This is a genomic window from Caulobacter sp. GW822-FHT07D08, assembly GCF_058798735.1.
The window spans coordinates 97,515-121,144 of record NZ_JBXAKU010000004.1 but is presented as its reverse complement, the minus strand read 5'-3'; the positions used below and the strand labels follow the sequence as shown (position 1 = coordinate 121,144).

Genomic DNA, 23,630 nt, shown 5'->3' with positions numbered 1-23,630 from the left:
CTTAGGGCTGACTTCTTCCCTTTGGACTAGGGACCGCCGAGCCGGTCGTCCGGGAGATGCTGAGTGACCGCCGGCGGCGCCAGCACCATCACCGTGGCGAAGGCCAGCGCGCAGATCGCGGCGAAAGCCGCGGCGGCCAGAACCGGCCCCATCTTCTGGATACGGGTCTTCCGCCGCAGCAACGCGCGGACATAGGCGACGGCGACAGGGTCCAGAGCGGAATCACGCGGGTCCATCGCCATATGATGCTTGAAGACCGCAACCGCTGTAACCGTAACTGAAAGCCGCGCGCGAAATTGCCGCTACACATCGGCTCCGCCCGCGCTAGAACCGACCTCCGAAAGGCGGCGTCATGATCCTCGTCATCGATAACTACGACAGCTTCACCTACAATCTCGTCCACTATCTGAACGAGCTGGGCGCCGAGACGGTCGTCTACCGCAACGATGCGCTGACGGTGCAGGAGGCCCTGGGCCTGAAGCCCGACGCGGTGCTGCTGTCGCCCGGCCCCAAGGCCCCGGACCAGGCCGGCATCTGCCTGCCGCTGCTGCGCGCCGCGCCGGCCGACCTGCCGATCCTGGGCGTTTGCCTCGGCCACCAGGCCATCGGCCAGGCCTATGGCGGCGAGGTGATCCGCGCCAAACAGGTGATGCACGGCAAGGTCAGCAAGGTCCGCCACGACGACAAGGGCATCTTCAAGGGCCTGCCCAACCCCTTCACCGCCACCCGGTATCACAGCCTGGCCGTCCGCAAAGAGGACTTGCCGCCCGAGCTGGAGGTCACGGCGTGGACCGACGATGGCGAGATCATGGGCGTACAGCACAAGACCCGTCCGGTGTTCGGCGTCCAATTCCACCCGGAATCGATCGCCACCGAGGGCGGTCACCAAATGCTGGCCAATTTCATGGACCTGGCGGGCGTCAAGCGCGACGCGGCGGTCTGGGTCTAGGACGGTCAGCATGTCCGACGCATTCAAGCCGCTGTTGGCCAAGCTGGCCGACGGCCAGACCCTAGGCGAGGAGGACGCCGAGGTGTTCTTCGCCGCTTGCCTGCGCGGCGAGCCGACGCCGGCCCAGGTCGCCGCCGCCGTCACCGCCATGCGCCTGCGCGGCGAGACCGTGGGCGAGATCGCCGCCAGCGCCCGCGCCATGCGCCGCGCGGCCGTCCAGCTGGAGCATCCCTACGACGTCATCGATGTCTGCGGCACCGGCGGCGACGGCCTGCACACCCTGAACATCTCCACCGCCGTCGGCTTCGTGGCCGCTGGCGGAGGCCTCAAGGTCGCCAAGCACGGCAACCGCGCCATCACCTCCAAGTCCGGCACGGCCGACGTCCTGACCGCCCTGGGCGTCAATATCGACGCCACGCGCGAGCAGCAGCGGCGCGCCCTGGACGAGGCCGGCATCTGCTTTCTGTTCGCCCAGGCCCATCACGGGGCGATGAAGCATGTCTCGCCGATCCGCCAGCAGCTGGGCTTTCGCACCATCTTCAACCTGCTGGGCCCGCTGACCAATCCGGCCGGCGCCAAGCGGCAGGTGGTCGGCGTCTCGGCGCCGCGCTTCGTCGAGCCGATCGCCAAGGCCCTGGGCGCGCTGGGCGCCGAGCGCGCCTGGTCGGTGCATGGCGCGGGCATGGACGAGTTGACCACCACGGGCGAGACCGAGGTCGCCGAATGGCGCGACGGCCGTATCCATCTCTTCAAGATCACGCCCGAGGCCGTCGGCCTTCCGCGCGCCTCGCTGTCGGACATCACCGGCGGTGATCCCGCGTTCAACGCCGCCGCGCTCACCCGCCTGCTCGACGGCGAGAAGGGGCCCTATCGCGATATCGTGCTGCTGAACGCCGCCGCCGCCTTCCTGGTCGCCGACAAGGTCGAGACCCTGGTCGAGGGCATCGCACTGGCCGCCAACGTCATCGACGAAGGCCGCGCCAAGGCGGCCCTCGCCGGCCTGGTGGCCGCAACGAACACGGAAGCCGCCGCATGACCGACATCCTCGCCAAGATCGCCGCCTACAAGCGCGACGAGGTCACCGACCGCAAACGCCGTCGCACCCAGGCCGCCCTGGACTCCGCGGCCCGCAACGCCTCGTCGCCGCGCGGCTTCAAGCGGGCGCTCGCTCAGGGCCACGCGCCCGGCAAGCTGTCGCTGATCGCCGAGATCAAGAAGGCCTCGCCGTCCAAGGGCCTGATCCGCGCCGACTTCGATCCGCCCGCCCTGGCCCGCAACTACGAGGCCGGCGGCGCGGCCTGTCTCTCCGTGCTGACCGACGGTCCCAGCTTCCAGGGCGCCGACGCCTATCTGATCGACGCCCGGGCGGCGACCGCCCTGCCCTGCATCCGCAAGGATTTCCTGGTGGATCCCTGGCAGGTGTCCGAGAGCCGCGCCCTCGGCGCCGACGCCATCCTGGTCATCCTGGCGATGATCGACGACGTCCTGGCCGCCGAGCTGATGGCCGAGGCCAGGCGTCTGGGCATGGACGCCTTGGTTGAGGTCCACGACGAGGCCGAGATGGCCCGCGCCGGCGCCCTGGGCTCGGACCTGGTGGGGATCAACAACCGCGACCTGAAAAGCTTCATCGTCGACCTGGCTGTCACCGAGCGGCTGTCGGCGCAGGCGCCGAGGGACGCCCTGCTGGTCACCGAAAGCGGCATCTTCACCCACGACGACGTGGTGCGGATGGAGGCGACCGGGGCCAAGGCCATGCTGGTCGGCGAAAGCCTGATGCGTCAGGCCGACGTCACGGCCGCCACGCGCGTTCTGCTCGGCTAAAGGATCGGGTACGCGCCATCTAGCGTATTCGGCCTCGTCCGCTCACAGTCGCCTCAACAAGAAAGCCGCCGCGCCGCGACGCCGGCGACGCCACGCGAGGAAGCGCGAATGCATTGGGTCGCCCGCGTGGTGAATTGGTCCCTCGTCGCCTTTTTCAAGCGCGAGGGCTGGACGATCGAAGGCTCGGCGCCGACGACGACCCGCAAGTTCGTGATCATCGCCGCCCCGCACACCAGCAACTGGGACTTCGTCTATTTCCTGGGCGCGGCTGACGCCCTGAACTTGAAGCTAAGCTTCATGGGCAAGGCCTCGCTGTTCCGCTGGCCGTTCAAGACGCTGATGAAGGACCTGGGCGGCGTGCCGATCGACCGCTCCCAGTCACGCGATACGGTCCAGGCCATGGCCGACGAGTTCGCCCGCCGCGACGAATTCATGCTGACGATCGCGCCCGAGGGCACACGCGGCAAGGCGGGCGGCTGGAAAACAGGCTTCTACAACATCGCCCTGAAGGCTGGCGTGCCGATGGTGCCCGGCTTCATGGACTACAAGCGCAAGGTGGTGGGCCTGGGTCCGGCGATGATCCCCAGCGGCGACTACGAGAAGGACCTGGCGACGCTGGCGGCATTCTATGCGCCCATCACGCCCAAGCACCCGGAACTGAAGACCATCCCCTAGGGTGGATCAACGGCCGGGTTGGCTGAAGCCTGGTCGCTCGCTAGGGTCCGCGCCGCTCTTTCGTTGAAAGGAATCGGATGCGGGCCCTTCTCTCCAAGCTGCGGCGCGCCCTCTCGCCAACGCCAACACCGCCGCCGTCCGACTCCGTCGCCGCCCCGCGGGAGCTCTGGAGTCTGGTCGGCGCCGCCGACGCCGATTTCGTCCGCGTGGGCCAGCAGTTCAAGGAACTGTTCGTCGCCGCCGGCCTGCAGCCGCGCCACGCCATCCTCGATGTCGGATGCGGCATCGGCCGCGCCGCCGCGCCGCTGGTCGACTATCTGGATGAGTCGGGCCGCTATGCCGGCTTCGACGTGATGGCCCAGGCCATCGACTGGTGCAAAGCCAACATCGCCGTCGGCGACCCGCGCTTCGAATTCACCCATGCCGACATGCACAGCGACCGGTACAATCCGGGCGGCTCGCAACCGGCCAGCGCCTTCGTCTTCCCCTATCCGGACGCCAGCTTCGACTATGTCTGGCTAGGCTCGGTGTTCACCCACCTGCTGGCCGCCGATCAGGCCCAGTTCGCCCGCGAGATCGCCCGGGTTCTGAAGCCTGGCGGGACCAGCATCGTCTCCTGGTACCTGATCGACGACGAGGCCCGCGCCAATACCGGCGCCGGCGAGATCGCCTTCGACTTCGTCCATGCCCTGGACGGCTGCTGGACCGCGACGCCGGACTTGCCGGAGGCGGTGATCGGCTACGACCTGGAGCCGATCCTGGCGCAGTACGAGGCGCTCAACCTCGACGTCCTGAACCAGGCCCTCGGCGTCTGGCGCCGTCAGCCGATGCAGGACCAGGACATCATCATCGCCCGCAAGCGCGCCTGAAAGCTTTCGTTAAGCTTTTGATTCTGGTCGCCTTTTCCGAAGCCTCAGGCTCTAACCCTTGAATTTCCTGGACTTTTGGCCAGCAGCAACGCTCGACTTGACTTTGAGGCGGAACGCCTAGAGAACATTCGCGAGGTTTGCGGTTTGTTCCGCGTTCCAGCCGAGGTCGACATGCTCACCCGCAAGCAGCACGAACTGCTGATGTTCATCCACGAGCGGATCAAGGAGACCGGCGTCTCCCCGTCCTTCGACGAGATGAAGGAGGCCCTGGACCTGGCGTCCAAGTCGGGCATCCACCGGCTCATCACGGCCCTGGAAGAACGCGGCTTCATTCGCCGTCTCGCTCACCGGGCCCGCGCGCTGGAAGTGGTGAAGCTGCCGCAGCAGGCCACGACGGCCGCCCCGCCCAAGGGGCGAGGCGCCTTCCGGCCGCAGGTGTTCGAAGGCGGCGGCGCGCCGTCATCGGCCTCCGTATCCGCCGCGCCGGCCAATGACAGCCGCGAACTGCCGATCCTGGGCAAGATCGCCGCTGGCACGCCGATCGACGCCATCCAGCACGAGCGCGAACGTCTGCCGGTGCCCGAATCCATGTTGGGCAATGGCGAGCACTATGTTCTCGAGGTGCAAGGCGACTCGATGATCGAGGCCGGCATCCTCGACGGCGACTACGTGATCATCAAGAAAGGCGACACCGCCACCTCGGGCGAGATCGTCGTCGCCCTGGTCGGCGAGGAAGCCACCCTCAAGCGTCTGCGCAAGAAGGGCGGCTCGATCGCCCTGGAGGCCGCCAACCCCAAGTACGAGACCCGCATCTTCGGTCCCGACCAGGTCGAGGTGCAGGGCAAGCTGGTGGGGCTGATCCGCCGGTATCACTAGGCGCTTCGGAGCGCTTGAAATTCGGCCCCGATCGTCATCCGAGGATCGGGGTCCTTTCGTATCGGGTGACGCTTAGAGCCGCCCCTCCTCCGCCAGCCGCCTGGCGACGGCGTCGAACCCGGCCCAGGCCGCCGCGGCCAGCGCGCCGCCCGTGCTGACCCGGCGCACGCCCAGCGCGCCGAGGCTCTCGACAGACATCTCAGGCCCCCAGAACAGCACATTGACCGGCCTGGGCGCCACGGCCTGGACGATCGCCCGGATCTCTTCCGGATCGGTCACCGCAGGCGCGTAGAGACAGTCGGCCCCCGCCTCCGCGTAAGCCTTGAGCCGCTCCAGGGTCGGAGCGAGGTCGCGGTTTCCGCGCAGATAACCCTCGGTCCGACCGACCAGGATCACGTCCTGGCCCGAGGCGTCGATCGCCGCGCGGGCGGCCTTCAGACGTTCGACGGCGACCGGCAGGTCGTAGAGCGTCGAGCCCGACCAGTCCTCGATCGACAGACCCGCCACGCCGGCCTCGATGGCCAGGGTCACGCTCTCGCCGACGCCCTCGGGCGTGTCGGCGAAGCCGTTCTCGAAGTCGGCGTTCACCGGCAGGTCGGTGGCGGCGCACAACATGCGCAGGTGATCGATGACCTCATCGCGGGTGATCTGGCCATCGTCCTTGCCCATCGCCCAGGCCATGCCGGCGCTGGTCGAGGCCAGCGCCTTGAAACCTAGCTTTTCCAGACGCCTGGCGCCGCCGACATCCCACGGATTGGGCAGGGCGAAGCAGCCGTCGGCGTGCAGGGCGCGGAAGGCGGCGCGGCGGGCGACGAAAGGGTTCGACATGACAGGTCCTCCGGCGGATTGCGTCCCGCGCTCCGACAAGGTTAGCGGGCGCTGGTGACATCGGCTGTCAGCAGGCGGCTCCCCGCTGGACGACTCCACGGCCGGTCGCCACGCAGGGGCTGAGCCCAGACGATGCGCCAGCCATCGGGCCGACGATAGAGCTCCGCGGCCCCGCCCCTCGCGAAATCCTCGGCTGTCAGCAGCACGGTGTCGGCGCACAGTGGCGGCATGCGCGCCGGGGCCGGGGCGCGGATCACCACGACCTCGCTGCGCACGCAGAGACCCGCCAGCGTCTCGGCGTCGGGTGTCTTGCGGCTCCACGCCAGAGACAGCCGCACCGGGGCGCCCGGTTGCGGCGCGCAGATCCGCTTGTCGCAGGCATAGAGGCTCCAGGTCGCCGGGGTCAGGCCGCGCCGTCGCGCCCACAGTTCCGCTCCGAACCGCTTGGCGTCGGTGCGCAACAGCACGGCCGCGTCGCCCGAGCGGACGGCGGCGGTCGCCCCGTCGGCGGCGATCCAGGCGTCCGGCGCGGCGGGCCTGGGCCACAGGGCCACCGCCAGGGCCAGCGGCGCGCCGATCCAACGCAACCGCCCCCGCCAGAGGCACAGGATCATCAGGCCCAGGAAGGCGATCACCAGCACCTGCGGCGGCGCGCTGGCCACGATCCGCTGGGCGCCATGAGCGTCGGCGAAGCCGTTGGCGATTCCGACCATGCCGTCGATCCCCCAACCAGCCAGGACCAGGAACGGCGCGCCCAGGCCGAACGGCTCCAACAGCGTCCCGACCGCCAGGAACGGCATGATCACGAAAGACGACAGCGGCGCGACCGCCAGATTGGCCGGCAGGCCCCAGACCGCGACGCGGTTGAAGTGCTGCATGGCGAAGGGCGCGGTAGCCAGGCCGGCCACCAGGCTCGCGGCGACCGAGGCCGCCAGCCAGGTCAGTCCCGCCTGCGGCCAGCGGATCCACCACGGCGTCGAGATCTCCTTCACCGGCCGAGGCCAGCTTTCGGCGAGGGCCACCAGGGCGGCGGTGGCGGCGAACGACATCTGGAAGCCCGGCTCGCCGGCGGTCTCGGGCTTCATCGCCAAGATCAGCAGCGCCGCGACCGCCAGGCCGTGCAGGGTGATGGCGCGGCGGTCGAACAGAATGGCCAGGAAGGCGACGCTCGCCGTGATCGCCGAGCGCTCGGCCGGCGGCGGCGCGCCGGAGATGACCAGGTAACCCAGCACGGCGGCGAGGCCGGCGATGGCGGCGATCTTCTTGCCCGGCGCCCGCAAGGCCAGCCACGGCCAGGCGGCGACGCCCAGCCGCACGGCGCCGAACACGAAGCCGCCGACGATGGCCATGTGCAGGCCCGAGATCGAGAGGATATGCGCCAGGCCCGAGGCGCGCATGGCCTCGGTCTGATCCTCGGTGATCCAGGCCTCGTGGCCGGTGACCATGGCCGCGCCGATGCCGCCGCTGCTGGGGCCCATCCGCGCCAGGATCCGCTGGGCCAGGCTCCAGCGGAAGGCGTTGACCGCCATGGTCAGGCGCAACCTCAAGGGCGGCGGATCCAGCCGCGTCGTCCCCAGTTCGCCGATCACGAAGCCGACGCCGCCGATCGAGTCGAACCAGGCGTCGCGACCAAAGTCGTAGGATCCCGGCGCGGCCGGCGGCGGCGGCGGTCCCAGCATGGCGCGCAGGTGCACGGCCTGGCCCGGCGCTGGCGTCTGGTTCTCACCGATCGTCACCCGGATCCGGCGCGGTGTCCGTTCGGGCGGCAGGCCTGACACCGCCACCGGCGCGATCAGCAGGCGCGGCCCGCCCGCGCCAGGACTGACCACGTCGACCACGAAGCCGTCCACCCGTCGCACGACCCGCTCGCCCGCCATCAGCGGCGCGGCTACGCGATCGTTGCGGATCTTAGCGGCGAGACCGCCCGCCGCCCCGAACGCGGCCAGGCTGGCCAGCACGACAAGGCCACGCGGGGCGTTCCAGCGCTGGCAGACCCACCAGATCGCCGCCAGTGATCCGGTCGCCAAGGCCAGCATCCAGAGCGAGGGTTCAACGCCAACCTCCAGGTAGGCCGCCGCGCCGAGACCGAACGCCACCGGCGTCCAAAGAAACGCCCGATCCAGATTGACTCGCCCTTCCGTCAGCAGCGCGGCTTTCACGGCGGACCATGACAGGCGGGGCGCGGACGCCGACGGCGCCGTCTCGGCCGCTTCAACGCCTAACATCCGGAAACCCTTGTGCTTTTGACGGATGAGCCAAGTTCGCCGCGACGCGGAAAACCGCTAGGTCCGGCACGAAGCGGCGTGCTAAGACGCGCCGCCCAAGCCGCCTTGCGGTTCGTGCTCGTCAACGCCATTTCGGCGTCCAGCCCCACAGTTTTGAAGCCCATGTCGAACCCCACCTCCACCGGCCCCGTTTCGACGGGCGTCGTCACGCGCTTCGCCCCCTCGCCCACCGGCTTCCTGCATATCGGCGGCGCTCGCACGGCGCTGTTCAACTGGTTATATGCACGCCATACGGGAGGGAAGTTCCTTGTTCGCGTCGAGGACACTGATCGCGAACGCTCGACCGAGGCCGCCGTCGCGGCGATCTTCGAGGGCCTGAACTGGCTGGGCCTGGAATCGGACGAGGAGGTCGTGTTCCAGCACACCCGCGCCCCGCGTCACGTCGAGGTGGTCCATGAACTCCTCGCCAAGGGCCGCGCCTATCGCTGCTGGATGACCGTCGAGGAACTGGAAATCGCCCGCGAGAAGGCCCGCGCCGAAGGCAAGGCCATCCGCTCGCCGTGGCGCGATGCGCCCGAAGGCGACCTGTCGGTCCCCCACGTGATCCGCTTCAAGGGCCCGCTGGACGGCGAGACCGTGGTCAATGACCTCGTCAAGGGTCCGGTGACCTTCAAGAACATCGAGCTGGACGATCTGGTCCTGCTCCGCGCTGACGGCGCGCCGACCTACAACCTCGCCGTGGTGGTCGACGACCACGACATGGGGGTCACCCACGTGATCCGCGGCGACGACCACCTGAACAACGCCGCCCGCCAGAGCCTGATCTATCAGGCGATGGACTGGGACCTGCCGGCCTTCGCCCACATCCCGCTGATCCACGGCCCGGACGGCGCCAAGCTCAGCAAGCGCCACGGCGCCCAGGCGGTCGGCGAGTTCGCCGACCTCGGCTACATCCCCGAAGGCATGCGCAACTACCTGGCGCGCCTGGGCTGGGGCCATGGCGACGACGAGGTGTTCAACGACGAGCAGGCGATCGCCTGGTTCGACGTCGCCGACGTGGTCAAGGCGCCGGCGCGCCTGGACTGGGCCAAGCTGAACCACATCAACGCCCAGCACCTGCGCAAGGCCGACGACGCGCGCCTGACGGACCTGGCGCTGGACGCCGCCCAGAAGCGCGGCGAGCCCCTGCCCGCCGACGCCCGCGAGCGCATCGCCCGCACGGTTCCGGAAGTGAAGGAAGGGGCCAAGACCATCCTGGAGCTGGTCGACCACTGTGCGTTCGCACTGAAGACTCGGCCGTTCGCGCTGGAAGAGAAAACCCAAAAGCAGCTGACCGAAGAAACCGTCGAGCGCCTCAAGCGTCTGCGCGATCAGCTGGCCGCCGCCCCGGCCTTCGACGCGGCGACGCTGGAAACCGTATTGAAAACGTTCGCGGAATCCGAAGGCGTCGGCTTTGGCAAGTTCGGTCCGGCCCTGCGCGGGATTCTGACCGGCGGCGCCCAGGCGCCCGATCTGAACAAGACCATGGCCGCGCTCTCGCGCGAAGAGAGTTTGGGGCGCCTTGACGACGCCCTGGCGCCGCGCGCATGAGGCGCTATAACGCACCTGCGAAAACGAAAGTTGGACTGCTCGTTCCAATTTATGAAGGGGTCTAAGTATGACCGATAAAGCCACGCTGACGATCGGCGACAAGAGCTACGACCTGCCGATCCTCAAGGGCAGCACGGGTCCGGACGTCCTCGACATCCGGAAAGTCTACGCTGAAAGCGACCACTTCACGTTCGATCCGGGCTTCACCTCGACCGCGTCGTGCGAGAGCAAGATCACCTATATCGACGGCGACGCCGGGATTCTGCTGCACCGCGGCTATCCGATCGACCAGCTGGCCGAGAAGTCCTCGTTCCTCGAGGTCTGCCATCTGCTGCTGAACGGCGAACTGCCGAGCGCGGACGAGTTTGCCCAGTTCGAAAAGAACATCACCTACCACACGATGCTGCACGCGCAGTTCGACGCCTTCTTCCAGGGCTTCCGCCGCGACGCCCACCCGATGGCCGTCATGACCGGCGCCGTCGGCGCCTTGTCGGCCTTCTACGCCGACAGCATCAATGTCGACGACGCGCGTGAGCGCGAGATCAGCGCCCATCGCCTGATCGCCAAGATGCCGACGATCGCCGCCCGCGCCTACAAGTACACGGTCGGCCAGCCGTTCGTGTCGCCGCGCAACGACCTGTCCTACTCGGAAAACTTCCTGCGCATGTGCTTCGCCGTGCCGGCCGAGGACTGGAAGCCGAATCCGGTGCTGACCCGCGCCATGGACCGGATCTTCATCCTGCACGCCGACCACGAGCAGAACGCCTCCACCTCGACCGTCCGTCTGGCCGGTTCGTCGGGCGCGCACCCGTTCGCCTGCATCGCCGCCGGCATCGCCTGCCTTTGGGGCCCGTCGCACGGCGGCGCCAACCAGGAAGCGCTGGAGATGCTGGAAACCATCGGTTCGGTCGAGAACATCCCGGACTACGTCCAGGGCGTGAAGGACCGCAAGTACAAGCTGATGGGCTTCGGCCACCGCGTGTACAAGAACTTCGACCCGCGCGCGAAGGTCATGCAGAAGACCGCCCACGAAGTGCTGGCGGAACTGGGCCACAACAACGACCCGCTGCTGCAGGTCGCCCAGGAACTGGAAAAGGTCGCCCTGAGCGATCCGTACTTCATCGACCGCAAGCTGTACCCGAACATCGACTTCTATTCGGGCATCACCCTGCGCGCGATGGGCTTCCCGACCAACATGTTCACCGTGCTGTTCGCCCTGGCCCGCACCGTCGGCTGGATCAGCCAGTGGAAGGAAATGTTCGAGGACCCCACCCGCAAGATCGGTCGTCCGCGCCAGCTCTATACGGGCGCCACGCAACGCGACTACGTGCCCGTCGAAAAGCGCTAGGCGCTTCGCCTTCGGAACAACGGATCAGGCCCCGCTTCGGCGGGGCCTTTTTCGTTTCTAGCGCTTGAGAAGGAAGCTCAGGACCTCGGCCACGGCGCGGTACAGCGCTTCGGGAATCTCCTCGTCGATTTCCAGGGTCGAGAGGGCCTGGGCCAGGACGGGGTCTTCCTCGATCGGCACGCCGTGCTCGCGGGCCGTCTCGATGATCTTCTCGCCCAGCCAGCCCTGGCCCGAGGCCACGACCTTGGGCGCGTTGGGGTCTTCGTAGAGCAAGGCGACGGCGATGCGCGGTCGCGCCGAGGGCCCGGTGATCCCGCTCATGAGGCCTGGTCCACGAAATGGCCCAGCGGACTGGCGGCGCCCGGACTGGGCGGCGCGCCGGAATGGACGGCGACTTCGGGCGACAACTCGGCCCGGCGCAAGGCCGCGCCCAGGCTCTCCTCGCCAGCGCGAAGGCGCGCGATGGTCTCGGCCCTCTCGGCCCACAGCGATACGCGCGTGTGCGAACCGGTCAGGGTGATCAGGGCGTGGACCGGTCCCAGCGGCTCGAGATCGAGCGAGAAGCGGGCCTTGTAGGTGCGCTCCGCCGGACCGAAGACGCCACCGCCAGAGCCGCCGCCGTCATGGCTGATCTCGAACTGGGCGACGGCCAGGCCCTGTGGCGTCATGAACGGCAGGTCGAGGTTCAGGCGGCCAGCCTGCTGCGGACGAGCCTCGGCGGCCTCGGGTTCGTGCGGCTCGGGCAGTGAGGCGATCTGCATCAGGTCCTGCCGGGCCAGGGCGCCGTTGGTCCCCTTCAGCAGACGGCGCACGAGGTCGGCGGGCGCCTGGTCTATGGGCATTTCAGGCGCGGCCGGCTTCTGCCCGGCCATCGGGCCGCCGGCATAGGGCGGCGGCGGGACCTTGGAGCGCCCAGAGTCGGCCGGCGCCGCGCCGTAGCCCCGCGGCGTCAAGGCGCGTGGCTCAGCCGGCGGTCCGGCGATCGGGGCTTCGGCGAGGGCCTCCTCGGCGATCAGGCCTAGCTGAACCAGCGCCGACATCGCGGCGCGAACCGGTGTCTGGACGGCCGCCGAGGACTTGGGCGGGGCCACGAAAGCGCCGAAGCGCGCCGCCAGACCGTCGTCCTCCGGCGGAGGCAAAGGCGCCTTGGCGGTCGCCGGGAGAGTCTCGGGTGCGGCCTCGTGGACCTCGACAGCCTGGGGCGACGTCGGCGCGACTTCCGGATCGGGCTGGACGATCACGCTCGACGCCGGAGTGTTCGCGGCGGCCGGCCGTTGCGCCGTCGCGGGGATAGATGGAGCCCAGCGAGGCGATTCGGTCGCAGGCGCCTTCGGCTCTTCGCCGGCGGCGGACGTCGAGACCGGCTCCATACTTGGCGCGTCCGACACCCGCTGCGGAGCCTTGGCCAGCCAGGCCGACAGCGCGCCGCGGAACACCAGCAACGCGGCCTTCATGTCGTTGACCTCGGGAACGCGGGGCGCGCTATCCTGAACTGGCGTCACGGCCGCGCGGGCCATCCGGGCCTCCAGGAAGACGCCGGACCGCTCGATGGCCTGGCGCAGGCCCTGAGGCGTGGCGATCTCGGCGGCCGACGGGGCCTTGGCCATCAACGCCCTGCCCGCCTCGCGCACCTCGGTCGGCATGTCGGGACGACCGACCACGGCGCGGACATTGGCCATCAGCGGCGCTATCCCCGTCTGACGCGGCACCGCCTCGGCGGCGGCGGCGCGCACGGCGCGGACCAGGCGTGTCTCGGGCTTGGCCGGGGCAGCCTGTTGCAGCGCCGGTGGAACGGCCTTGGCGCCCGGCGCGTCGCCGGCATGGCTGGCGTCCTGGGTCGAGGCCTGCCCAGCCTGCTCGACGGGACCACCGGCATGGGCCTGAGTAGCGGGAGGACGGCCGACGATCTCGCCCAGCTGAGCGGTGGAATTGGCAAGCGCCTGGCGCGCCATCGCCTGCAACGTCGCGACAGAATCGGCCGCCGTCCCAGCCGCGGGAGCTGGAAGGATCGGGGTCACGGGCGTGGTCGGGTCGATGGCCACGACAACGGCTCCACGGCGACAGTTATGGCGATCTTAGCCTCCGGGTGTAAATCGCTGGTTAACCTTCAAAGTATGAACTCAAGGCGTCTCGCCTTCAGGGCGAGTCTAGTTTCGGCGTGTGAGGTGCGTTCTGGATACGCGGTGGCTGAGCATCGTCGAGCATCGCCGCCGCGATCTGCTGTCCATCGTGCCGATGACCCTGCTGGCCGCCGCCGGGAGCTGCGCCTGGCTCGATCCCCGGATCTGCGGCGTCTGGCTGGGGGCCGCCCTGGCGCTGGTCGCCGCCAGCCAGTTGCTCTGCCGGTTCATCGCCAAGCATGGCCAGGCCGCGCCGATCCTTGAGATCGTGCTGGCGGCCTTCACCCTGGTCTACACCTTCATCTATGCCAGCCTGCCGTCGGCCCTGGTGCTGCTGGGCGAGCGCGCGTCGGTGCTGGCCGGCGGCGCGATGATGGCCGCCATCGCGCTGAGCTGCACGGCCGAGTTCGTGATCTCCCGCCGGATCGGCCTGGCCGCCCTGGCCGCCGTGGTGCTGCAAGTGCTGCTGATCACGGTTCTGACCCTCCCGTCGACCGGCCCCGTCCAGCTGGCGCTATCCCTGGTCGCGGTGCTCTGCTTCTTCGCCTACGTGCTGCGCTATGCCCTGCATCGCGAAGCGACGGTCCGGCAGATGGCCGAAGCCACCGCGCTGGCCCAGGCCCGCGAGGCAGAGGCGGCCAGCGCCAACCGCGCCAAGACCGCCTTCCTGGCGACCATGAGCCACGAGATCCGCACGCCGCTGAACGGCATCCTGGGCATGGCGCAGGTGATGCAGGCTGACGAGCTTTCGCCGGCCCAGCGCGAGCGCCTGGGCGTAGTCCGCCAATCGGGCAAGGCCCTGACCGCGATCCTCAACGATCTGCTGGACCTGGCCCGCATCGAGTCGGGCCAACTGGAGCTGCGGCTCGAGCCGTTCGACCTGCGCGACCTGCTGGTCGGCTGCGGCCAGACCTTCGCCGCCCTGGCGCAGGGCAAGGGGTTGAGCCACGATCTGTCCATCTCCCCGACCGCCGAGGGCGCCTATCTGGGCGACGCCGCCCGGCTGCGACAGATCCTGCACAACCTGCTGTCCAACGCCGTGAAGTTCACTGAGGCTGGCGGCGTGTCCATCGTGGCTGACTACGTGGCCGGCCGGCTGGAACTGACTGTCGCCGACACCGGTCCCGGCGTCGCCGCCGACGCGCAGGAGCGCCTGTTCGACCGCTTCGTGCTGCTGGACGACATCGCCACCCGTCGCCACGGCGGCGCGGGCCTGGGGCTGGCTATCAGCCGCGAGCTGGCCCGGCGCATGGACGGCGACGTCACCCTGTTCAGCCGCCTGGGCGACGGCAGCGCCTTCACGGTCGTCCTGCCGCTGACCAAGGTCGCCGCGCCCGCTCAGGCCGAGGACGAGACCGCGCCCGACGCCGCGCCGGGACTGCGCATCCTGGCCGCCGAGGACAATCCGACCAACCAGCTGGTTCTGCGCTCAGTGCTGAGCCAGGTCGGCGTCGAGCCCCTCATCGTCGACGACGGCGCCAAGGCCCTGGCCGCGTGGCGCGACGAACCCTGGGACGCGGTGCTGATGGACATCCACATGCCGGTCATGGACGGCCTGACGGCGCTGAAGGAGATCCGACGCCTTGAGGCCGAGGAAGGTCGTCCGCGCACGCCGGTGATCGCCCTGACGGCCAACGCCATGCGCCACCAGATCGAGCTGCTGATCGAGGCGGGCATGGACGACCACGTCAGCAAGCCGATCGACGTCGCCAAGCTGCTGGGCGCGCTCGACCGGGCGGTTTCAGGCCGCAGCCAGGCCCCTCGCCTTCAGGAAGTCGATTAGGGCGTCGGCCGCGGCCTCCGACGGGTCGGGCATGCCGCGGCCCATCTTGTCCAGCGCGACGCTCTGCTCGGCGGACTGCTCGGCGCGCAACGCCGGATCATCCAGCAACCGCGCGACTTCGCGGGCCAGGCCCTCACCTTCGCATGCGTCCTGCAGCAGTTCGGGCGCGATCTCACGGTCGGCGGCGATATTGAACAGCGTGACCCAGCGCGGCTTCATCAGGCGCTTGAGGATGGCGTAGGTCAGGGGCGCGGTCTTGTAGCCCACCACCATCGGCCGCCCCGCCAGGGCCAGCTCGGTCGTCACGGTGCCGCTGCACGCCAGGGCGACGTCGGCGGCGAGGAAGGCGTCGTCCTTCAGCTGGTCGTCTTCGATCACGTGAGCCCGGAACGGCCAGCCGGCGATACGGGCTTTCACGGCCTCGGCCACCGTGTAGGCGGCGGGGACGACGATCTCGAGCTCAGGCCGCTCGGCCTTCAGAAGGCGCACGGCGTCCTCGAAAGCTGGCAGCACGCGCTCGATCTCGGACGGACGACTGCCGGGCAGCACGAGCAGGATCTGATCGGAGGCCGAGACGCCGATCGCCGCGCGCAGTCTCGCACCGTCGGCATGGTCGAAGCGCTTGGCCAGGGCCGAGTTGCCGACGAAGACGCTGGGCAGGTCCACGGCGTCGAAATACGGCTTGTCCATCGGCTGGATCGACAACAGCAGGTCGACGGCCTTGGCCAGGCTTCGGGCGCGGCCGGCGCGATAGGCCCAGACCTGCGGCGCGACGTACTTCACCAGCGGCAACCTGGGGTCCAGCTTCCGCAGAGCATGGGCCAGGCGAATGTTGAAGCCCCAGCTGTCGATCAGGATGGCGACGTCGGGCTTTTCGCGGGCCGCCAGGGCCACGGTGTCCTTCAGGCGGGCCTTGACCGTCGGATAGGCCCTCAGCCCCTCCACGATACCCAGGATCGACAGCTGGGCGATATCGAAGGGGCTGTCGACGCCCTGCTCGGCCATCTTGGCCCCGCCGACCCCGACGAACGCGACCTTGTCGCCCAGCCGAGACCGCAGCGCCTTGGCCAAGCTGGCGCCCAGGGCGTCGCCCGAGGCCTCGGCGGCGACCAGCATGACCTTCAGCATCAAGTCCGCTCCTGCGGATCAACCCCCAGCACGAAGAGGCCCAGATCGTCGGCGCAGGCCGTCACGGCCTCGCGGTCGACCACCAGCAGACCGCCGGCCTCGCCGACCACGCCCGCCAGGCCCGCGCGGGCGGCGCGCTGGATAGTGGCGACGCCAATGGTCGGCAGATCGACCTTGGTCTCCTGGATCGGCTTGGGCGCCTTGGCCAGCACGCCGCGCGGACGCTCGGCCGAGCCACGGATCGCCTGAGGCAGCTCGGCCACCCGGCGCAGCATGGCGTCGGTGCCCTCTTGGGCCTCGACGGCCAGGACCAGGCCGTTGCAGACCACGGCGCCCTGGCCCACGTCCAGTCGGCCGATCTCGCGCGCCACCAGCAGGGCCTTGTCGATATCGGCCATGTGCTCGTCGCGCGGATAGAACTTGCCCAGGCGGCCGCGCGGCAAGGTCATCTCGCCGACCACCTCGTGCGCCCCCTCGATCTCGAAGCCTTCCTTCTCGAACTCGTCCAGCACCCGGCGCAGCAAGGCGTCATCGCCCTGGCGCGCCGCCTTGATCAGGCTGGGCACGATCAGCAGGCCGCGCGCATCCGGCATCAGGGCGGCGAAGTCCGGGCGCTTCACGTCGCCGGCGAAGCAGACGACCTCGCAGCCCTCGGCCCGCAGCGCCTTGAACGCCTTGCCGAACTCGCCGATGCCGACCTCGGCGCCAGGATAGCGCGCCAAGGCCGGGTCGGCGAAGCCGCGCAGGCGCATCACCGCGAAGGCGCGGCCGGCGGCCTCGCAATGGGCCGCCAGTTCGACGGGCAACGCCCCGCCGCCGGCGATCAGACCGAGCTTGCGCATCACCCGACCCTAGACCTCGCGCTCGGGCAGGCAGAGCGGGCGGTTGGCGTCGGCGCGGATGAAGTCGACAATCTCCATCACCTCCGGGATCGCCGCATGGGTCTCGGCCACGTCCTCGAGACGCTCCTGGAAGGTGCCTTCGTCGGCGAACATCAGGCGATAGGCCGCGCGCAGAGCATTGATCGTCTCGCGCGAGAAGCCTCGGCGTTTGAGGCCGACCAGGTTCAGGCCCTCGAGATGGGCATGGTTGCCCCAGACCGAGCCGTACGGAATGACGTCCTTTGTCACGGCGGCCAGGCCGCCGATGAAGCTGTAGCGGCCAATGCGCGAAAACTGGTGCGCGGCGGCCAGGCCGCCCATGAACACGTAGTCGCCGATGGCGACGTGCCCCCCCAAGGTCGCTCCCTTGGCCAGCACCACGAAATCGCCGACCGAACAGTCGTGAGCGACATGCGAGCCGACCATGTAGAGGCCGTCCGAACCGATCGTCGTCACGCCCTTACCCGACGCGGTGCCCGTATGCATGGTCACGTGCTCGCGGATGATGTTGCGCGGGCCGATCAGCAGTTCAGTGCGCTCGCCCTTATGGCCCAGATGCTGCGGCGGGCCGCCCAGATTGGCGAACGGATGCACGACACAAGCCTCGCCGATCGTCGTCGCGCCCTCCACCACGACGTGCGACAACAGGCGGACGCCCGCTTCCAGCGTCACGTCGGGACCGACGATGCTGTAGGGCCCGATGTTGACGTCCGCGGCGACCTTGGCTTCGGGCGCGATAATGGCGGTCGGGTGAATCGTCATGCCTTGGGTCCCGTCTCGACCACCATGGCGGCGAACTCGGCCTCGGCGGCCACCTTGTCGCCGACCTTGGCCACGCCCTTGAACTTGAAGATCGACGAGCGCGCGCGCACCACCTCGACCTCCATCCGGATCACGTCGCCGGGACGCACAGGATTGCGGAAGCGCACGCCGTCGATCGACATGAAGAAGATGGTCTTGCCCTCGGTGTCGACCTCGAGCGTCTTGCTCATCAACACCGCGCCCGTCTGGGCCAGGGCTTCGATGATCAGCACGCCGGGCATCACCGGGTTGCCCGGGAAGTGGCCCTGGAAGAACGGCTCGTTGATCGTCACGCACTTGATGCCGACGATCGACTGGCCGGGCCTGTAGTCCTCGGCGCGGTCGACCAGCAGGAACGGATAGCGGTGCGGGATGCGCGCCAGGATCTCCGCGATGTCGATGTCGGTCCGCACCGTTTGTTCGGTGTTCTCGCTCATGGTCTGCCCCTCGTCCCTCGACCGCCCGCCATGCGCGACAGCCATGCGGTCTCCCGAAGCCACCGCTTGAGCGGCCGCGCCGGAAATCCCGTCCAAGTTTCGCCTTCCGGCACGTCCTTGAACACCGAGGCGGCCGCCCCGATACTCGCGCCCGAGCCGATGTTCAAATGGTCGGCGACGCCGGCCTTGCCACCGAAGGCGACACCGTCGCCGACGATCGTGCTGCCTGACAGCCCGGTATAGGCCGCCAGCACGCAATTGCGTCCTACACGGACGTTGTGCGCGACATGCACCAGGTTGTCGATCTTGGTGTTCTCGCCGATCGTGGTGTCGGCGAAGGCGCCCCGGTCGACGCAGCTGTTGGCGCCGATCGTGACGTCGTCCTGGATCACCACCCGGCCCAGCTGGGGCATGTCAACCATGCCGCGCGGCCCCACGGCGGCCCCGAAGCCCGCCTCGCCCAGCACCGCGCCGGCCGAGATCGACACCCGGTCGCCCAGCAGCGCGAAACCGATCACGGCATTGGGGCCGATCACGCAGTCACGCCCGATCAGCACGCCCGGACCGATGACGGCCCCAGGGCCGATCCGGGTGCCGCGCCCGATCCTAGCCCCCTGCCCGATCGTCACGTTGGGCGCCAGCAGGACGCCATCCTCCAGCTCCGCTTCCGGATGAAGGGCGGCGGCGGAGGGATCGTGACGACGCGGCGCGTGAAGACGGCCCACGGCCGCGGCCCAGGCCGCCTGCGGATGCCTGGTGACCAGCGCGGCGCAGGTCTCCGGCAGGATGTCACGGTGCTCGGGACGCACGAAACACGCCCCGGCCAGGGTGGCCCCGGCGGCGTCCTTGCGCTTGGCGTCGGAGAAGAAGGCGACGCTCTGCGCGTCGGCGCTATCCAGCGGCGCGGCGCGGGCGATGGCCCGGTCGCCCAGGGCGGCGTCCGCCAGTTCGGCGACGCCGGCCCGAGCCAACTCGGAAAGCGATGCCGGACCCAGGTTGTCGAAGAAACGGGGGTCCGGCATGGCTCCTCACGAATAAGTTCCCCTAGGTAATCCTAAAGGAGACGATTCGCTTACTTATTGGTCGGTTGCAGGGCCGCGGCGCCCGGAACGCCTTGGTCCAGACGTTCGCGATCGAAGGTCAGGGTCTTGATGCGCGCGTCGAGCGCGGCGACCACGGCGCCGGTGATGTCCATCGCCGGGTTGGCCAGCATCACCGATTCACGATCGAACAGGATGCTGCACTTCTGGGCCTGATAGACCTGACGGATCGGCGTATCCATTTCCTGATAGACGCGCTGCAGGGCCTTCTGCTCGGTGGTTTCGACTTCCTTCTGGCGCAGTTGGCCCTTGCGCTGCCAGGCGTTGGCCTTGACCTGCAGAGCGGCGGCCTGCTGCTCCAGGGCGTCCTGGGCCAGGGTGGCCTTCTTGGCGTCGAGGGCCTTGGCTTCGTTGTCGAGGCCAGTGCGCTCGGCGGTCAGCTCGGCGTTCACCTGCTGGATGATGGTCTTCAGGCGGGCGTCGACCGCCTTACCCACCATCGAGTTGCCGACGGCGCCCTGGCTCGAGAAGATGCAGACGCCCGGCAGAGCCGGGCCGTGCGTGACAGCCGGAGCCGCGGGAGCGGCGGCCGGAGCCGTCTGGGCCGAGGCGCTGGTCGCGAGGGCGAGAGCGACGACGCTGGACGCGGCCGCGGACAGGAACTTGGACATGTTTATTGGAACCTTGTGGAGGTGGAGAACCGGAAGGTTTCGGTTCGATCGTAGTCTTCCTTGGCCAAAATGCGGCTGATATCGAATCGGATGGGACCCATGGGGGACTTCCAGTCGATCGAGATACCCGCCGTCGCACGCAGGCCGAGGTTATCCTTGATGAACGGATCGAAGACGCCAGGCGACTTCTGACGATCCACATCATCCAGCAGACCCGCCGTACCCACGTCGCTGAACAGGGCGGCCTTGATGCCGTACTGCTCGGGCAGGAAGGTCGGGATGGTCAGCTCGAAGGTGCTGATGGCGTAAAGCTTGGCGCCCATCGAGTTGTTGGTGCTCGAGATGTCGCGCGGACCGATACCGGCGATCTCGAAGCCGCGGAACGAGGTGCCGCCGCGATAGAAGCGGTCGTTGATGCGGACATTGTCGCCGCCCCAGCCCTCGATATAGCCGAACGAGCCCGTGGCGCTGAACACCAGGTCCTTGGTGAAGCCCCAGTACCAGCCGGCGTCGGCTTCGGTCTTCAGGTACTTCACGTCGCCGCCGATGCCGGCCAGGTCCTGGTTCAGGTCGGCGAACCAGCCGCGGGTCGGGTTGATCGGGTCGTTGCGCTTGTCGATGCGCAGGCCATAGCCGATCAGCGAGGTGATGTAGGCGCCGCGCTGCAGACAGAGGATCTGCGAGACCGAGCCGCTGGTGCAGAGGCTGTCGGCCACGCTGACGTCGTCCTGACGGATCGTGTAGCGCAGGCTCATCGATGAGTCGTTGGTCAGCGGGAAGCCGAAGCGGATGTCGCCGCCGACCGACTTGGTGTCGTAGGCCGCGTAGTCCGACAGGTCGTAGCGGAAGGTGTACAGGTTGACGCCCGCCACCAGGTTGCGGCCGGCGAAGCGCGGCTCGCTGAAGCCGAAGTCGATCTGCTGGCGCAGCGAACCGACCGAGGCGCGAGCCCGCAGGTTCTGGCCGCGGCCGCGGAAGTTGCGTTCCGTGATGCCGACGTCAAGCACCAGCTTGTCGACCGAGCTGTAGCCGGCGCTGAACGACAGTTCGCCCGTCGGCTGCTCCTCGACCTTCACCTTCAGGCTCGTGCGGTCCGGGGCCGAGCCGGGGGTGTCCTCGATGTCGACTTCCTTGAAGAAGCCCAGGCGACGGATGTTGTTCTTCGAGCGGTCGACCAGCACGCGGTTGTAGGCGTCGCCCTCGGCCACTTCCAGTTCGCGGCGCAGGACGTAGTCCAGCGTGCGGGTGTTGCCGACGATGTCGATGCGGTCGACATAGACGCGCGGGCCTTCACGGACCGAGAACACCACGTCGACGGTCTTGGTCTCGCGGTTGGGCACGTAGCGCGGACGCACGTCCACGAAGGCGAAGCCGGCCGCGCCCGCCGCGAAGGTCAGGGCGTCGGTGGCCTGCTCGATGCGTTCGTCCTCGTACAGCTGGCCGGCGCGGATCGGCAGGATCTGCGCCAGCAGGTTGCCGTCCAGCTTCTTCAGTTCGGTTTCGACGGTGACCTTGCCGAACTTGTACTTCGGGCCTTCGTCGAGGGTGTAGGTGACGGCGAAGCCGTTCTTGTCGGGCGCCAGCTCGGCCACCGACGAGACGACGCGGAAGTCGAAGAAGCCGCGGTTGCGGTAGTGCTTGCGCAGTTGCTCGCGGTCGTACTCGATCCGGTCGGGGTCGTAGTTGTCGTTGCTGGTCAGGATCTTGTACCAGCGGCTTTCCTTGGTCACGACCACGTCGCGCAGGTCGTTGTCCGAATACTCGCTGTTGCCCAGGAAGTTGATCCCCAGCACGCCGCTCTTGGGGCCTTCGCTGATTTCAAAGACCAGGTCGACGCGCTTCTGCGGCAGTTCCACCACCTTGGGCGTCACGGTCGCCGAGATGCGGCCCGAACGGCGATACAGTTCGATGATACGCTGGACGTCGGCCTGCACCTTGGCGCGGGTGAAGATGCCGCGCGGGCGGATCTGCACTTCGTCCTTCAGCTTGTCTTCCTTCAGGGACGAGTTCCCCTCGAAGACTACCTGGTTGATGATCGGGTTCTCGACGACCTTCACCACGAGGTCGCCGCCCTGCATCTCGATCTTCACGTCGGCGAACAGGTCGGTGCGGGCCAGGGTCTTCAGCGCCAGGTCGAGGCGCTGGGAATCGACCGTGTCGCCCGGCTGGATCGGCAGATAGGACAGAACCGTGCCCTGCTCGATGCGTTCGTTGCCCTGAACGACGATGCGCTGGACCACGCCGGTCTGAGCGGCCTGGGCGAAAGCCTGTTGCGGAGCCACCAGGGCCGTCGAGCCGAGGAGCAGCGCCATACCCGTGGCGAACGCGGCGCTTTGGGCGCGAAGTTTGTTCATGGGACCAATCATGGACGAAGAGCGGGCGTTCACGTGAACAGGCCGCCGATGAATTTGAACACGTCGTAGCGGTTGAGGTCGTTCCACGCCGCGAACAGCATGAAACCCAGGATCAAGGCAAGCCCCGCGCGGAAGCCGGCCGCCTGGAAATCCGCCCGTAGAGGCCGCTTGGCCACGGCTTCGTAGGCGTACATCAGCAGATGCCCGCCATCGAGGACCGGGATCGGCAGCAGATTCATGAAGCCGATGCTGACCGACAGGCTGGCGATCAGCAGCATGGACGACATGAAGACGCGCAGGGCCATGGTGCCCACGTCGGGCGCGCCGGCGGCGCTGGCCTTGGTCACCGCGCCGGCGGTGTGGCCGATGCCGATCAGGCCGCTGATCTGGTCGGCGGGCATCTGACCGGTGACGAGGCGGCCCAGATAGAAGCCGATCGTCCTGATCATGCCCCACACCTCGACCGTGGCGTCGGGAATGGCGGTCAGGACGCTGGAGCGCTTGAACTGGGTGATCCCGGCGTTCTCGATGCCCAGCTGGCCGGTCTTCATGCGCCCGCTGATCTTGTCGTTGATCTCGACCAGGCGCGGCGTGGCGGTCAGGTGAACCTGCTGCTCGCCCCGCTTGACCGTGAAGTCGATCGGCAGGTTGGCGCGCAGCGAGACATAGCCTTGCAGGTCCTGGAACGTGCCGATCTTGCGCCCGTCGGCGGCGACGATGATATCGCCCTTCTTGAAGCCGGCCGCCGCCGCCGCGCCGCCCGGCACGACACCGTTGACGCTGGCCACACGCTGCGGCGAGCCGACCAGCACCAGGAAAACCGCCATGATCAGGATGGCCAGGACGAAATTCGACACCGGGCCGGCCACGGCGATGATCGCCCGCTGCCAGACCGGCTTGAAATGGAAGTACTTGGAGACCCCCGCCTCGCCCTCGCGCCGCACGATCGAGTCGCGCATGGCGGCCAGGTTGTCCTGGTCGGGCACGCTGGCGGCGTTCTCGTCGCCGGAGAAGCGGACATAGCCACCCAGGGGGATCGAGGCGACGCGCCATTCGACGCCGTGCTTGTCGGTCCACGACAGCAGCGGCGGGCCAAAGCCGATCGAGAAGCAGTCGATGGCCACCCCGCAAGCCCGCGCGGCCCAATAGTGCCCGAGCTCGTGGATGGTCACCACGACGGACAGCACGAAGGCCGTGGACAGGATGAAGATCAAGACGTCAGTCATAGGTTGGC

Annotated in this window: 22 protein-coding genes; 9 read left to right on the top strand and 13 right to left on the bottom strand. The window is 68.5% G+C overall.

The annotated features are described in order from the left end of the window. Window positions 1-26: 26 nt before the first annotated feature. Window positions 27-236: a hypothetical protein gene (locus AC1RJ9_RS09400; RefSeq protein WP_492838712.1), complete on the bottom strand. Its 210-nt coding sequence runs from the start codon at window positions 234-236 to the stop codon at window positions 27-29. A gap of 116 nt (window positions 237-352) precedes the next feature. On the opposite strand from AC1RJ9_RS09400, the gene AC1RJ9_RS09395 reads away from it, so the two are divergent. From AC1RJ9_RS09395 to lexA, 6 genes are all read left to right on the top strand, one after another. Then, entirely contained in the window at window positions 353-949 is a 597-nt protein-coding gene (locus AC1RJ9_RS09395) for an anthranilate synthase component II (protein ID WP_492838533.1), read from the top strand. 10 nt (window positions 950-959) lie between these two features. After that, window positions 960-1,985: an anthranilate phosphoribosyltransferase gene (trpD, locus tag AC1RJ9_RS09390; RefSeq protein ID WP_492838534.1), complete on the top strand. Its 1,026-nt coding sequence runs from the start codon at window positions 960-962 to the stop codon at window positions 1,983-1,985. Continuing rightward, complete coding sequence (gene trpC, locus AC1RJ9_RS09385; protein WP_492838535.1) at window positions 1,982-2,770, top strand: indole-3-glycerol phosphate synthase TrpC; 789 nt, start codon at window positions 1,982-1,984, stop codon at window positions 2,768-2,770. Before trpD ends, trpC begins: the two co-directional genes overlap by 4 nt. A gap of 108 nt (window positions 2,771-2,878) precedes the next feature. After that, a complete protein-coding gene (locus tag AC1RJ9_RS09380) occupies window positions 2,879-3,445 on the top strand; it encodes a lysophospholipid acyltransferase family protein (RefSeq protein WP_492838536.1) in 567 nt (188 codons plus the stop codon). 77 nt (window positions 3,446-3,522) lie between these two features. Beyond that, window positions 3,523-4,314, top strand: a complete 792-nt coding sequence (locus tag AC1RJ9_RS09375) for a class I SAM-dependent methyltransferase (protein ID WP_492838537.1) — start codon at window positions 3,523-3,525, stop codon at window positions 4,312-4,314. A gap of 171 nt (window positions 4,315-4,485) precedes the next feature. Continuing rightward, on the top strand, window positions 4,486-5,190 hold the full coding sequence (lexA, locus tag AC1RJ9_RS09370) for a transcriptional repressor LexA (RefSeq protein ID WP_492838538.1): 705 nt from the start codon (window positions 4,486-4,488) through the stop codon (window positions 5,188-5,190). Between the two features lie 72 nt (window positions 5,191-5,262). Here the strand turns inward: lexA and AC1RJ9_RS09365 are convergent, their stop codons facing one another. Together AC1RJ9_RS09365 and AC1RJ9_RS09360 are read right to left on the bottom strand one after the other, a co-directional pair. Next, window positions 5,263-6,018, bottom strand: coding sequence for an isocitrate lyase/PEP mutase family protein (locus tag AC1RJ9_RS09365; protein WP_492838539.1), 756 nt, complete (start codon window positions 6,016-6,018; stop codon window positions 5,263-5,265). Between the two features lie 41 nt (window positions 6,019-6,059). Continuing rightward, entirely contained in the window at window positions 6,060-8,243 is a 2,184-nt protein-coding gene (locus tag AC1RJ9_RS09360; protein ID WP_492838540.1) for a ComEC/Rec2 family competence protein, read from the bottom strand. Window positions 8,244-8,405: 162 nt separating this feature from the next. Between AC1RJ9_RS09360 and gltX the strand changes: the two genes are divergently transcribed. Continuing rightward, entirely contained in the window at window positions 8,406-9,833 is a 1,428-nt protein-coding gene (gene gltX, locus AC1RJ9_RS09355) for a glutamate--tRNA ligase (protein WP_492838541.1), read from the top strand. A gap of 67 nt (window positions 9,834-9,900) precedes the next feature. Continuing rightward, complete coding sequence (gene gltA / locus AC1RJ9_RS09350) at window positions 9,901-11,181, top strand: citrate synthase (protein WP_099577656.1); 1,281 nt, start codon at window positions 9,901-9,903, stop codon at window positions 11,179-11,181. Window positions 11,182-11,238: 57 nt separating this feature from the next. Here gltA and AC1RJ9_RS09345 read toward each other — a convergent pair whose 3' ends face one another. Both AC1RJ9_RS09345 and fliK read right to left on the bottom strand, forming a co-directional pair. Continuing rightward, complete coding sequence (locus AC1RJ9_RS09345; RefSeq protein WP_099577655.1) at window positions 11,239-11,502, bottom strand: EscU/YscU/HrcU family type III secretion system export apparatus switch protein; 264 nt, start codon at window positions 11,500-11,502, stop codon at window positions 11,239-11,241. Next, window positions 11,499-13,223 (bottom strand): flagellar hook-length control protein FliK, encoded by a 1,725-nt coding sequence (gene fliK, locus AC1RJ9_RS09340; protein ID WP_492838542.1) that lies wholly within the window; start codon window positions 13,221-13,223, stop codon window positions 11,499-11,501. The genes AC1RJ9_RS09345 and fliK overlap by 4 nt, the downstream gene beginning before the upstream one ends. 118 nt (window positions 13,224-13,341) lie before the next feature. Between fliK and AC1RJ9_RS09335 the strand changes: the two genes are divergently transcribed. Next, a complete protein-coding gene (locus AC1RJ9_RS09335) occupies window positions 13,342-15,084 on the top strand; it encodes an ATP-binding protein (protein ID WP_492838544.1) in 1,743 nt (580 codons plus the stop codon). Here the strand turns inward: AC1RJ9_RS09335 and lpxB are convergent. Genes lpxB through AC1RJ9_RS09295 form a run of 8 tightly spaced genes read right to left on the bottom strand, consistent with a single transcriptional unit; the run spans window position 15,043 to window position 23,622 of the window. Further along, window positions 15,043-16,212, bottom strand: a complete 1,170-nt coding sequence (gene lpxB, locus AC1RJ9_RS09330; RefSeq protein ID WP_492838545.1) for a lipid-A-disaccharide synthase — start codon at window positions 16,210-16,212, stop codon at window positions 15,043-15,045. The genes AC1RJ9_RS09335 and lpxB overlap by 42 nt on opposite strands. Then, window positions 16,212-17,054: a UDP-2,3-diacylglucosamine diphosphatase gene (gene lpxI, locus AC1RJ9_RS09325; RefSeq protein WP_492838546.1), complete on the bottom strand. Its 843-nt coding sequence runs from the start codon at window positions 17,052-17,054 to the stop codon at window positions 16,212-16,214. Before lpxI ends, lpxB begins: the two co-directional genes overlap by 1 nt. A 9-nt stretch (window positions 17,055-17,063) precedes the next feature. Further along, the gene (gene lpxA, locus AC1RJ9_RS09320) at window positions 17,064-17,855 is read right to left on the bottom strand and encodes an acyl-ACP--UDP-N-acetylglucosamine O-acyltransferase (protein WP_492838547.1); all 792 of its coding nucleotides are present in this window, start codon (window positions 17,853-17,855) and stop codon (window positions 17,064-17,066) included. Next, window positions 17,852-18,331 (bottom strand): 3-hydroxyacyl-ACP dehydratase FabZ, encoded by a 480-nt coding sequence (gene fabZ, locus AC1RJ9_RS09315; RefSeq protein WP_492838548.1) that lies wholly within the window; start codon window positions 18,329-18,331, stop codon window positions 17,852-17,854. Before fabZ ends, lpxA begins: the two co-directional genes overlap by 4 nt. Next, entirely contained in the window at window positions 18,328-19,353 is a 1,026-nt protein-coding gene (gene lpxD, locus AC1RJ9_RS09310; RefSeq protein ID WP_492838549.1) for a UDP-3-O-(3-hydroxymyristoyl)glucosamine N-acyltransferase, read from the bottom strand. The genes fabZ and lpxD overlap by 4 nt, the downstream gene beginning before the upstream one ends. A gap of 50 nt (window positions 19,354-19,403) precedes the next feature. Further along, window positions 19,404-20,042 (bottom strand): OmpH family outer membrane protein, encoded by a 639-nt coding sequence (locus AC1RJ9_RS09305; RefSeq protein WP_372955721.1) that lies wholly within the window; start codon window positions 20,040-20,042, stop codon window positions 19,404-19,406. A gap of 2 nt (window positions 20,043-20,044) precedes the next feature. After that, a complete protein-coding gene (gene bamA, locus AC1RJ9_RS09300; RefSeq protein WP_492838550.1) occupies window positions 20,045-22,408 on the bottom strand; it encodes an outer membrane protein assembly factor BamA in 2,364 nt (787 codons plus the stop codon). 17 nt (window positions 22,409-22,425) lie between these two features. Next, window positions 22,426-23,622 carry a M50 family metallopeptidase gene (locus tag AC1RJ9_RS09295; RefSeq protein WP_492838551.1) on the bottom strand — a complete coding sequence of 399 codons (1,197 nt, stop codon included), beginning with the start codon at window positions 23,620-23,622 and terminating at the stop codon, window positions 22,426-22,428. Window positions 23,623-23,630 lie beyond the last annotated feature (8 nt).